The following is a 12,563-nucleotide window of genomic DNA, read 5'->3' as shown; positions in this document are numbered from 1 at the left end:
TAGTATGTATTAATAAGCAGCCTCGTAAATGCTAACAGCGTCATCTATGTTTATTGGTCGCGGATTGTTTTTAAGCAAACGCGTAATTTTCATGGCATCGGCGGCCATTTGCGGTATGGTATTTTTATCTATGTTTATCTCTTTTAAACTTGCCGGGATTCTGCATTCATTAATCAGCTGCCTGATCTTTTCAACGCCCGCATGAGCTGTTTCAAAATCATTGATACTGCTGCTACAACCCAATGCGCGTGCAACGGCCGCATATCGTTCAGGTGCTGCAGGGATGTTATACTCCATTACAAAAGGAAGCAACAACGCATTTGATAAGCCATGGGCAATATGATACAGGCTGCCCAACGGATAGGAGAGGGCGTGCACGCCCGCCGTATTAACCGGGCCCAGACAAAATCCCCCCATTAAGCTGCCAATGGCTAATTGCGTACGTGCGTCCTCATCGGTACCATCGTTTACTGCTTTAACCAAATTAGCAGCGATAAGTCTGATCCCTTCAAGGGCATACATATCAATGAATGGATGCGCGTATAAATTGGTGTAGGCTTCAAGGCAGTGGGTTAACGCATCAAGGCCAGTGGCAGCAGTAACTTCTGGCGGCAGGCTGATCATCAAAGCCGGATCAATGATCACCACATCCGGAACCAGGTGGGGGCTTATAATGCCTTTTTTCTGGTTATCAGCATCGTCAATCAATATGGCATTAGGTGAAGCCTCACTACCTGTACCAGCTGTTGTAGGCACGCAAAAAAGTTTTTTATTACGATTTTTAAGCAGGCCGATACCGGTGATCTCCGCCAGGGTTTGGTCATTATCAATCTGCGCGGCTATCAGTTTAGCTACATCAAGCACACTGCCGCCGCCAATGCCTATGATCACATCGGCTCCGGTATTTTTAACAGCCGTGAGCAAATCTTCAAAATCTTTAAAAGATGGTTCCCTTACTATCGATGTATCAACATGAACAGTAACTCCGGCTTCTTTAAGCTTGGCTAAAAGTGGTTCAAGCTTATCTAAAAGCGGGCTGATAGTAACTATCAAAGCTGATTGATGACCTTGGCCAACAACCTCGTCAGTTAATTTCAAAAGCGAGTTTTTGCCAACAATTACCTGGCCCGGAAACAGGATAGTGATGTCGCGATAAGGATGTTCAATTTGCGGCATATACTTATAAATGATAATAACAGGCCTTTTTAATTGGTTTTGATATAAAACAAAGATGGATAATGCCACCTCCCGTTTTCATCCAACCGTTATCAAATTATTGTACGATATTATCAAAAGGTATATCTGTTGGAGAGTTATTGTGATATGCCTGTAATTGGCTTTATGGATAGCAATGATGACAAATAATCATCGAAATGCGGGGAGACGGGGCATGACAGTTCGGTAACAAAAGGCCGGTAACTTAGCAAAAAGTTGAATATAAGGATATAAGGCCAAGTTTATAAAGGTCGTTTATCTTTTAATGCTTTTATTCATCGGTGGTTAAACCGCCACCTCCTAATTATAAATCATCCGGCTAAATCCCGGTGTTTTTTAATGTTTCTGTTAACCAATTAAATACATATATCCATGAAAGTAGTAAAAACGTTAGGACAATTTATTATAGAGAAACAAGCAGATTTCCCTTTTGCCAAAGGCGAACTGTCAAGGCTTTTGCGGGATATAGGCATTGCCGCTAAAATTGTCAACCGCGAGATCAGCAAGGCCGGGCTCATTGATATTATTGGCGAAACCGATTCTGTGAACTCCCATGGTGAACGTCAGAAAAAGATGGACGTTTATGCCAACGAACAATTCATTTCGGCATTGCGTAGTGGCGGCGAATGCTGTGTTGTGGCTTCTGAAGAAAATGATGAACATATCCTGATAGAATCCGAAATCTCAAAACATGCAAAATATATTGTGGCTATTGACCCATTAGATGGTTCATCGAATATTGATGTGAATGTAAGTGTGGGTACCATATTTTCTATCTATCGCCGTAAATCTGCCGAAGGAAAAGCTACCCTGGAAGATGTGCTACAGAAAGGCACAGAGCAGGTTGCAGCAGGCTATGTGATCTACGGTTCATCAACCATGCTTGTTTATACCACGGGCAAAGGTGTTAATGGCTTTACACTTGATCCGTCGATAGGTGAATTTTGCCTGTCGCTCCCCGATATTAAGATGCCCAAAGAAGGCTACATCTATTCTATAAATGAGGGGTATTATACACATTTTCCTTTGGGCGTAAAAAAATACATTAAATATTGCCAGGTTGAGGATAGCGCAACCAGTCGCCCTTATACTTCAAGGTATACAGGTTCGATGATTGCAGATATTCACAGAAACCTGATCAAAGGAGGGGTTTTTCTATATCCAACTACAGCACAATATCCAAATGGGAAATTGAGATTAGTATATGAATGCAACCCAATGGCTTTTATCATTGAACAGGCAGGAGGAGCGGCATCTACAGGTTATGATCGCATACTCGATCTGGATGTTAATGAGCTTCACCAGCGTTCGGCCATTTTTATCGGTTCGGAAAATATGGTTAAACGTGCAGAAGAGTTTATGCTGGCCTTTTCTCCGCAGCAGCCGTCTATTACTCAACACAAACAAGTTATTTAATTAACGGATAGCACCAATATGTAATTTAGCTGCTATTTGGGCTGTCATAGTCAGTATTTTTATATTCTTTAATTTAAAATTAGGTAAGGCTAATTTTTTTTATTTGTTTTGTATATTATTTATGATATGCAAAAACGAATGAAGAAATTATGTGCGATATATTTTTTATTGATCTCAGTAGCGGTTTCCGCACAGCAAGGCTCTCTTAAAGGAAAATTAACGGCGGGCAGCGAACCGCTCTCTTTTGCCACCGTTACCCTAACCGGAACATCTATTGGTAGTACTACAAATGATAAAGGTTATTACCATTTAAAAAATGTTCCGGCAGGTACGTATACGGTGGTGTTTTCCAATATCGGTTATGTTACCGAGCGATATAAGGTGAGCGTAAAACCTGATGAAGCCACTTTGTTGAATGGCAATCTCCAGGAAAGCAGTTCCAAATTAAATGAAGTAACGGTAACCGGTGTTTCAAGGAAAACCGAGCTTCGGAGTAATCCTATCCCTATTGCAGTAATGACTAAGAAGGAGATGGATCAGAATGTCAACAACAACGTTATTGATGCCATTGTAAAGGGTGTTCCGGGTGTTAACGCCGTTACTACAGGGCCTAATATTTCCAAGCCATTTATAAGGGGATTAGGCTACAACCGGGTTTTAACCTTATATGATGGCGTGCGCCAGGAAGGGCAGCAATGGGGCGATGAACATGGTATTGAGATAGATCAGTATGGCATTGGTCGCGCGGAAGTAGTGAAAGGCCCGGCGAGTTTAACCTATGGCTCGGATGCATTGGCAGGAGTGGTCAACATGATCCCATACCTGCCGGTTGGCGAAAACAATATTTTGAGAGGTGACTACACCGCAGATTATCATACCAATAACGGCATGATTGGCACCTCGCTGGGCTTATCCTACAAAAAGAACGATTGGCGTTATGCCTTCAGGGCAACGGCGAAAGCGGCACATGACTATCACAACAGCATTGACGGCTATGTATACAATACCGGTTTTCGCGAATACAACTTATCGGGCATGGCCAGGGTTGATAAAAATTGGGGCTATTCGCAGATAGCAGCAACCGTTTATGATAACCGGCAGGAAATTCCCGATGGCAGCAGGGATTCGCTTACAAGACAATTTACCAAACAAATAGCCGAAAGCAGTACTGATAATATCAGGAACAGGCCAATTGTAAGTGATGATGAGTTAAGATCGTACAGTATAACTCCGCTGCACCAACGCATTCAGCACTATCGGGTTTACTCACACAACGAGTTTAAACTGGGCGAAGGCAGTAGCATCAATGCTTCGCTCGGCTTGCAGCAAAGCATCCGCAGGGAATACAATCATCCTACACTGGCAAGCCAACCGGGATTGTACGTGGTGCTTAATACCCTTAATTATGATCTGAAGTATAATTTGCCAACCATAGCAGGCATAGAGAGTACCCTCGGCGTAAATGGTATGTACCAAACCAACCGCAGCAAGGCGGCAACAGATTTTCCGATCCCGGATTATAACCTGTTTGATGCAGGTGCTTTCCTGTTCACCAAAAAGACTATTGGGAAAGTTGATATCTCGGGCGGCATCAGGTATGATAACCGGCACATCCGTTGGAACGATTTTTATGTGGGGCCGAATCCTAAAAACGGGTTTGAGCAGCATGTGAAACTACCGGATACATCAGGTGCACATTTGCAATTTCCGGCCTTTAAACATGTTTATCAGGGTGTTTCGGGTAGTTTGGGCATAACCTATAATATCAGCGAACGCTTATTGTTCAAGGCCAACATTGCGCGTGGATATCGTGCCCCTAATATTACCGAAATTGGCTCCAATGGACTTGACCCCGGTGCGCACATTGTATATTTAGGCAACCGTAGCTTTAACCCCGAATTTAGCCTGCAGGAGGATTTGGGTTTCATCGCCTACCTAAAGGATGTTGACCTGATTGCCGAGCTGTTTAATAACCATATCAACAATTTCATTTACCAGGCTAAGCTAACCGATGCCAATGGCAACCCCGTAGTAATTGTGCCGGGTAACAGCACCTATCAATACCAGCAAAGCAGTGCCCGTTTATATGGTGCCGAGTTTACCGTCAACATACATCCGCAAAACGTTAAATGGCTGGCTTTTAACAATAGCCTGGCGTATGTAACAGGCATCAACGGCAACAAACAGCTCATTGATGAATCTAACGGTGCAGCTAAATATTTGCCTTTTATCCCGCCGTTGCATATCCGGTCAGAGTTTAAGGCAAGCTTGCAGCAGGCGTATGGCGCTTTTTCGAAAATTTATTTCAAGGCCGAAATGGATGCCTACACTACGCAAAACCGCTTTTATGCTTTGGATAATACAGAGACAGCCACACCCGGCTATGCCCTGTTTAATATTGGAGCAGGTACTACCGTCAAAAATAAAGCGGACAAAACCATTTGTGAGTTTTTTTTGCAGGTAGATAATTTGTTTGATAAAGCCTATCAATCTAACCTAAACCGTTTAAAGTATTTTGAATACTACCAGTCGTCACCAAACGGACACCTTGGTATTTATAATATTGGCCGAAACATCAGCTTTAAGGCGATTTTCCCTTTTTGATTAAACGTACCATCAGGGTCTCTCGCAGATTTAAGTTAACCCACAAAATTCACCAACCTGAAATTTCGATAGGAGGCACCTACGGAGCCTAAAAATGTGCTCTTTTAAGGCTATAAACACGTGGCCCCGCTGGGGCCGGCAAGGTTTTATAACATCATCAGGTATTAATTAAGGGTGCTTAAGGACAGGTGCACCAGAGGTGCAAAAGGTTTGTAGCATAAAAAAGTATAGAAATACCCTTTGCCCCAGAGGGGCAAAACAAAACGCCTTGCCGATTTAACTGCAAGGCGTTTTGTAGGTTAACTTAAATCTGCGAGAGACCCAGAGGGGACACGACAACTCATCATCACCAAACAGGCACCTCGGTATTTATAACGTCGGGCGAAACATCGGCCGTGATTATTTGAAGTATTTGCAATGAAATATGCCTTTTTTTGTTTTTATTGCCCTGATATTGTACATCATGTGAGTGCGCGGTAAAAAAAATCAAAAATCATCGGTCGATGTTCATAAAAACTCAGTGATCTTTAAAACATTCAAAGTAAATGACAGGTAAATCAAAGGTTTTCATTTGCATGCTGCTGTGCGGTGTATTCGGTGGAATAATCAGTACCCAGGCGCAGTTGCATGTACCATCTTCTTATGCTTTAATTAAACGGGTGGTGCCCGGTTATGCTCAAAATTTTATTGTTCAGCCACTCGCTGAAAGTGAAGCCAGAGACGTTTTTGAAGTAGAAGGAAATAAAGGAAAGATCATATTAAGGGGCAATAACGGTGTCGCGGTGGCATCAGCCTTATATTATTACCTTACCGAATATGCACATTGCCAGATCACATGGAACGGAACTAACCTTAATTTACCCGTACGTTTGCCCGTACCGGCCAAAAAGATCCATAAAACTACCCCTTATCAATACCGGTACTACCTTAACTATTGTACCTATAGCTACAGCATGAGCTGGTGGGACTGGAAACGGTGGGAAAAAGAAATTGACTGGATGGCCCTTCACGGCATCAACATGCCGCTGGCTATAACCGGGCAGGAATATGTATGGGATAAAGTTTATAAAAGCATGGGCTTTAGTAATAAAGACATGCAGGACTTTTTTACCGGTCCTGCATATTTTGGTTGGTTTTATATGGGCAACATAGATAAATGGGATGGCCCGCTGCCCGCAAGCTGGATAGCCGGTCATAAGGATTTACAGGTCAAAATATTGCAGCGCGAGCGTGAGTTGGGGATAAAGCCGGTGCTCCCTGCATTTACAGGACATGTGCCTGCATCGTTTAAAACGCATTTCCCCAATGCCAAACTGAAACAAACCAACTGGAACAACGGCTTTGCCGATACTTATATCCTTGATTCGGAAGATCCGTTATTTGCGGAGATCGGCAAGAAATTTATACAGGAGCAAACCAAGGTTTATGGTACTGACCATTTGTATTCTGCCGATACTTTTAATGAGAACGAGCCGCCTTCAAATGATCCGAAATTTTTGTCGGAATTGAGTGCGAGGGTTTACGACGGCATGAAAGGGGCCGATCCGAAAGCTGTTTGGGTAATGCAGGGCTGGCTGTTTTTCAGCGACCGTAAATTCTGGCAAAACGAGCAGATCAAGGCGTTATTGAATGCAGTACCTGATGATCATATGATCGTGCTTGACCTGAATACCGATTATGAACCGATATGGAAACGAACCGAGGCGTTTTATGGTAAACCCTGGATTTGGAACATGCTGCATAACTACGGTGGTAATAATAGTTTATTTGGCAGGATAGAGGCGGTAGCAACACAGCCTGCCGAGGCGCTCAATGATCCAAAATCGGGGCGTATGGTTGGTATTGGCTTAACCATGGAAGCCATCGAGCAAACCCCTGTGCTTTATGAGTTGATGACGCAAAATACCTGGCAAAATAAGCCAATTGATCTTGATCAGTGGTTGCCGCAGTACTTATTTAACCGTTATGGTGTAAAAAGCAAGGATGCATTGGATGCCTGGCAAACGCTCAGGACCACTGTTTTTAATGGTAAGGATATCCGTGACGGTGCTGAGTCGATCATCACCGGCCGGCCAACGCTTGATTCGGCTGCCGTATGGACCCGTACCCGCTTAAACTATAACCGGAAAGACCTGTTGCCTGCCTGGGATAAAATGATAGCCGCCATACCTGCATGTAAACAAAGCAGCGGTTTTAATTATGACCTGGTTGATATTACCCGCCAGGTGCTGGCTAACTACGGCAGGCCAATTCAATTAAAATGGATCAAAGCTTACCATGATAAGGATGATAAAGCTTTTGGCAGGTATACTACCGAATACCTTAACCTGATAAGCGATATGGATAAACTGCTGGCTACTCGCAAGGATTTTATGCTGGGGCCTTGGATAGCCGATGCCCGTAGCTGGGGAACTAATCCAGGCGAAAAAACACTTTACGAAAAAAATGCCCGCAACCTGATAACACTTTGGGGGGATGCCGATAGTCCGCTGCATGAATACTCTTGCAGGCAGTGGAGCGGTTTGCTCAATGATTTTTACAAGGTACGCTGGCAAAAGTTCTTTGAGTTATTAAAGGGATCAATAGAAACTGGTAAAGAACCCGACTTTAAGCTATTTGATAAATCAATAAGCAACTGGGAATGGCAATGGATTAACTCATCCAAAGCTTATCCCGTCGCTCCTGCAGGCAGCAGCACAGTTGTTGCACGGCAGTTATATGAAAAGTACAGAACAATCATGGGTAACGATCTTAAATAATGGATACATCAGCAGCTAAACCTGGAAATACCGTTACTAAGCCGGTACGGTTATTATCGTTAGATGCCCTTCGTGGTTTTGATATGTTTTGGATCATGAGCGGGGAAGGGGTAGTGCATGCCCTTGCTAAAGCAACCGGCTGGCCGCTCATGGTATGGATGTCGGGACAATTGCATCATACCGAGTGGAACGGGATCACTTTTTATGATATGATCTTTCCTTTGTTTTTGTTTATTGCAGGTGTTTCCATGCCCTATTCAATGGGCGGCAAAGCCGGTAAACATGGGGTTGCTTACCCTCACCTGTTACCATCTACAGCAAAGCGGGAGATTTATGGCTCCATGATCAGGCGTACCATTATCCTGCTTTTTTTAGGGATGGTTGTTAACGGTTTGTTTAAGTTTAATGGTTTGGAGAATACCCGGTTTGCAAGTGTGCTGGGGCGTATTGGTCTGGCCTGGTTTTTTGCAGGTGTCATCTATCTTAATTTTAACATCCGGGGACAGGTTTTATGGTTTGGCATTTTGTTGCTGGGCTACTGGGCTGCAATGGAGCTTATCCCTGTACCCGGTTATGGGGCAGGGGTTTTAACGATGAATGGCAGCCTGGAATCATACGTCGACCGTTTATTACTCCCGGGCAGACTGCATGATAAAGTGCATGATCCCGAGGGCATATTATCCACTATTCCAGCTATCGGTACCGCTATGCTGGGCATTTTTACAGGTCAGTTCCTGAAGCTTGAATCTGCAAAATGGCCAATGTGGAAAAAGGGTGTTGGGCTATTAGCAGTAGGTATTTTACTTATCGGTTTAGGATTATTATGGAATATTGCTTTCCCTATTAATAAACGTTTATGGACAAGTTCGTTTGTAATGTTTGTAGGTGGATGGAGCCTGGTTTTCCTTTCGGTATTTTACCTGGTGATAGATGTTGCCGGGTACAAAAAATGGGCCTTTCCTTTTGTGCTGATCGGGGTAAACTCCATAGTGATCTATCTGGCAGCTGAAGGGATGGTTGATTTTCAGCACACAGCCAATTTTTTCTTCGGGGGAATTATCGGTCATCTTGCTCAAAGCTGGCAACCGGTATGGGCAGCTATTTCCATTGTTTTTGTGCAGCTTTCTTTGTTATACTTTTTATACCGCAATAAGATTTTCCTTAAGATATAAGCTTGAATACTGTTTAAGTTTGAGGGTTTTTAATGTAGAGACGCATAATTGCGTCTCCCGTATGCCGGTTAAGGCAGTTAAACCTCTTGTAAAGCGGCTTGTCATGTGGGAGACGCAATTATGCGTCTCTACGTAAAAATATTTCTTGTGTCTCCTCAGGGTCCTCTATGAGAGACCCTGAGGGGACGGGGAAGTTTTTTGTCTCCCGGCGGACAGGCCGATTCAAAAGGCTTCTAATTCCCTCGGAAATTGCACGCGGGAGACGCATGTGATGCGTCTCTACATCCAAAAACAATCGTTTTTAAACAACCTCTGAAAGAAAAACAAGGAAAATAATTGAGATAAAATCATGAAAAATTAGTTAATTGTTAAAATAACACTTAATATTGAAGTGTTTTTATTTTACCAATATGACCAAGCGCCTGTTTCTCCTTTTTATCCTTGTTTTGGCTGGTACGGCTTCGCGTGCGCAAAAGCAAATGATCCCTAATCCAATAACCGGTGGATATTTTGCTGATCCAACTATTGTAAAAGATAAGGGCCATTTTTTCATTTATGCCACAATTGATCCCTGGGGCGATAAGGAGCTGGCCGTGCTGGAAACTACCGACTTTATCAAGTTTAAACAGCACCACATAAACTGGCCTACCAAACAAGCCTGTACCAGTCCAACGGCTCTTAACGAAATGGTTTGGGCACCATCTGTAGTAAAAGGAAAAGACAATAAGTTTTACATGTATGTAGCCGTAGGGGGCGAGGTTTGGGGAGGCGTGAGCAATACACCGCTTGGTCCCTGGAAAAACTTAAAGAGTGACAATACACCTATGGTTAAATCTACCGATTACCCCAACGTACATAATATTGATCCCGATTGCTTTATTGATACCGATGGCAGCGTATATCTGTATTGGGGATCGGGATATAAATGGATCAACGGGCATTGCATGGCCGTAAAGCTAAAGGATGATATGGTTTCGTTTGACGGAGCACCAAAAGATATCACCACCCCGCATTTTTTTGAAGGTGCACATATGGTTAAACGCAATCAAACCTATTACCTCATGTTTTCGGAAGGTAAGGCTATTGATGCCACTTACCAGGTAGGCTACGCGAAAGGTGCAAGTCCGCTCGGCCCTTTTCAGGAAGATGAACACCGGGTGATATTAAATACTTCTGCCGATAGTACCGTGATTGGCCCCGGCCACCATACCACCTTTGTTGAAAAAGGACAACGCTACATTTTATATCACCGCATTTTTCCGCAAAAGGAATCATTTGTGTTAAGGCAGCTGTGTTTGGATAGTTTAAATTTTGACGCGGATGGTAATATCAAAAAGGTAAGCACCAAAGGAGTACGAAAGTTCAATTAACCTTATAACCTGTTATGATGAGAAAAATAGACTGTGCAATATTGGTGTTAGCATTGGCATTTGCCTGGTTGGGAGCCTCCGCCCAGCAAAAAGCCGACGTCGCAAAACCCAAAAAGATTAGTCCCGATCTATTCGGGATCTTTTTTGAAGATTTAAGTTATGCCGCTGATGGAGGGCTTTATGCCGAACTTGTTCAAAACCGATCGTTTGAATACAGCCCGGCAGATAACCGCGACTGGAATTCGATGACTGCCTGGAGATATGAGACCGATGGTTTTGGTTATGGTACAATTTCGGTTGAAACTGCGGCTCCGGTTCATCCCAATAACCCGCATTATATTTTGCTTGATATTCAGGATGAAGGGCAAAAAGGGGTAGGGCTTGAAAATTCAGGGTTTGATGGTATCCCCGTTAAGGCGGGTAAAAACTATAATTTTTCAGTTTTTTTGAATGCGCTGTCGGGCCGGTCTTTGCCAGTAAAAGTGGCTCTTATTGACCGGAAGGGTAAAGAATTATGTTCTTCTTCATTCACAACAGCCAATAAAGGCTGGAAAAAATATGCCGAACAAATTCACGTGAATTTTGATAATGACAGCGCCAAATTGGTGTTGTTGATCAAGGCAAAAGGAAAAGTTGGGATTGATATGGTGTCCTTGTTTCCTGAAGAAACTTTTAAAAATCATAAAAATGGGTTGCGGGCCGATCTGGCGCAGGTTATTGCGGATATAAAGCCAAAGTTTATGCGTTTTCCTGGCGGCTGCCTTACTCACGGTGATGGTATTGCCAATATTTACCGCTGGAAAAACACCATCGGCCCGGTTGAGCAACGTGTTGAACAACGTAATATCTGGAATTATCATCAGTCGGTAGGTTTGGGATATTTTGAATATTTTCAGTTTTGTGAGGATATCGGGGCAAAGCCGGTGCCGGTACTTGCGGCAGGTGTGAGCTGTCAAAATTCGGGCGGTACCTGGAAAATAGGTGGCACCGGGCAAAAGGGCATCCCGATGGAAGAAATGAGCGCCTATGTACAGGATGTTCTTGATCTCATTGAATATGCAAACGGACCGGCCACTTCTACATGGGGTGCAAAACGTGCCGCGGCTGGGCATCCTGCACCTTTTAATCTGGAATACCTTGGCATTGGTAATGAAGATAAGATCACCGGTGTATTTGAAGAACGTTTCCGGATGATCTATGATGCGGTGCATAAGGCCCATCCCGAAATTAAAATCATCGGCACGGTAGGGCCAAGTCCAAACGGTGAAGATTTTGAGAAAGGTTGGAAACTGGCCGATCAGCTTTCGGTTGGGATTGTTGATGAACATTATTATGAAAAACCGCAGTGGTTTTTGAAAAATACCGCACGTTATGATTCATACAACAGGCTACGATCAAAAGTATATATAGGCGAATACGCTTCGTGGGGTAATACCTTGTTCAATGCCCTGGCAGAAGCTGTATATATGACCAATTTAGAGCGTAATGGTGATGTTGTGAGGATGGCATCGTACGCCCCGCTTATCGCCAGGATAGGTCATACTTCCTGGAACCCGAACCTCATATATTTTAATGGCACTAAAGTTTTCCCAACGGTAAACTATTATGTTCAGCAGCAGTTTGCCGCTAATTCGGGCAATGAGTATTTGCCGGGTATGATAAAACTGAAAGGTGAAAAAACAGCAATTGACACAACTGCGGGCACCTCAGTTGTACGTGATGCTGCTACAGGTGATATTATCCTGAAAATTGCTAATGCGGGTAATACCGAGCTTTCGGGAGAAGCCGATCTGTCAAAAATTAGTCAACTGCCTAAATCCGCAACGCTTACTGTAATTACAGGAAATCCGGAAGTGAAAAACTCGGCCGACAATCCGCAAGCCATTCTTCCGCAATCCTCAGTAATAAAACTGCAAAAAAAGTGGGCCTTCACCGTACCGGCTTATTCATTGACCGTAGTAAGAATTAGCAGCGCAAATGCGAAAAAGAGCAAATAATTATCGTGAACATTTGAAAAAAACAAACCA

The 12,563-nt window shown here is 43.5% G+C and carries 7 protein-coding genes; 6 read left to right on the top strand and 1 reads right to left on the bottom strand.

The features are described 5' to 3' along the window. Window positions 1–9: 9 nt before the first annotated feature. Window positions 10–1,176, bottom strand: a complete 1,167-nt coding sequence (locus BMX50_RS13395) for an iron-containing alcohol dehydrogenase (RefSeq protein ID WP_091211118.1) — start codon at window positions 1,174–1,176, stop codon at window positions 10–12. Between the two features lie 411 nt (window positions 1,177–1,587). Here BMX50_RS13395 and fbp point away from each other — a divergent pair, with 411 nt between their 5' ends. The 6 genes from fbp to BMX50_RS13365 all read left to right on the top strand — a co-directional run bounded on the left by fbp (window position 1,588) and on the right by BMX50_RS13365 (window position 12,533). Continuing rightward, window positions 1,588–2,631: a class 1 fructose-bisphosphatase gene (fbp, locus tag BMX50_RS13390; RefSeq protein ID WP_091211013.1), complete on the top strand. Its 1,044-nt coding sequence runs from the start codon at window positions 1,588–1,590 to the stop codon at window positions 2,629–2,631. Window positions 2,632–2,769: 138 nt separating this feature from the next. Then, on the top strand, window positions 2,770–5,235 hold the full coding sequence (locus BMX50_RS13385; RefSeq protein WP_091211012.1) for a TonB-dependent receptor: 2,466 nt from the start codon (window positions 2,770–2,772) through the stop codon (window positions 5,233–5,235). A gap of 545 nt (window positions 5,236–5,780) precedes the next feature. Then, window positions 5,781–7,994 (top strand): alpha-N-acetylglucosaminidase, encoded by a 2,214-nt coding sequence (locus BMX50_RS13380; protein WP_244280965.1) that lies wholly within the window; start codon window positions 5,781–5,783, stop codon window positions 7,992–7,994. Continuing rightward, window positions 7,994–9,166, top strand: a complete 1,173-nt coding sequence (locus BMX50_RS13375; protein WP_091211011.1) for an acyltransferase family protein — start codon at window positions 7,994–7,996, stop codon at window positions 9,164–9,166. Before BMX50_RS13380 ends, BMX50_RS13375 begins: the two co-directional genes overlap by 1 nt. A gap of 410 nt (window positions 9,167–9,576) precedes the next feature. After that, window positions 9,577–10,536 carry a family 43 glycosylhydrolase gene (locus BMX50_RS13370; RefSeq protein ID WP_091211010.1) on the top strand — a complete coding sequence of 320 codons (960 nt, stop codon included), beginning with the start codon at window positions 9,577–9,579 and terminating at the stop codon, window positions 10,534–10,536. 14 nt (window positions 10,537–10,550) lie between these two features. After that, window positions 10,551–12,533: an alpha-L-arabinofuranosidase C-terminal domain-containing protein gene (locus BMX50_RS13365; RefSeq protein WP_208864699.1), complete on the top strand. Its 1,983-nt coding sequence runs from the start codon at window positions 10,551–10,553 to the stop codon at window positions 12,531–12,533. The last annotated feature ends 30 nt before the right edge of the window (window positions 12,534–12,563 follow it).

The sequence above is a fragment of the Mucilaginibacter gossypiicola genome, from assembly GCF_900110105.1.
GTDB classification, from domain to species: Bacteria; Bacteroidota; Bacteroidia; order Sphingobacteriales; family Sphingobacteriaceae; genus Mucilaginibacter; species Mucilaginibacter gossypiicola.
This window is presented reverse-complemented; position numbering and strand designations above follow the sequence as displayed.

Coding starts and splice junctions, on each gene's coding strand:
- BMX50_RS13370 (WP_091211010.1), top strand. CDS start 9,577: ATGACCAAGCGCCTGTTTCTCCTTTTTATCCTTGTTTTGGCTGGTACG.
- BMX50_RS13365 (WP_208864699.1), top strand. CDS start 10,551: ATGATGAGAAAAATAGACTGTGCAATATTGGTGTTAGCATTGGCATTT.
- BMX50_RS13375 (WP_091211011.1), top strand. CDS start 7,994: ATGGATACATCAGCAGCTAAACCTGGAAATACCGTTACTAAGCCGGTA.
- fbp (WP_091211013.1), top strand. CDS start 1,588: ATGAAAGTAGTAAAAACGTTAGGACAATTTATTATAGAGAAACAAGCA.
- BMX50_RS13395 (WP_091211118.1), bottom strand. CDS start 1,176: ATGCCGCAAATTGAACATCCTTATCGCGACATCACTATCCTGTTTCCG.
- BMX50_RS13380 (WP_244280965.1), top strand. CDS start 5,781: ATGACAGGTAAATCAAAGGTTTTCATTTGCATGCTGCTGTGCGGTGTA.
- BMX50_RS13385 (WP_091211012.1), top strand. CDS start 2,770: ATGAAGAAATTATGTGCGATATATTTTTTATTGATCTCAGTAGCGGTT.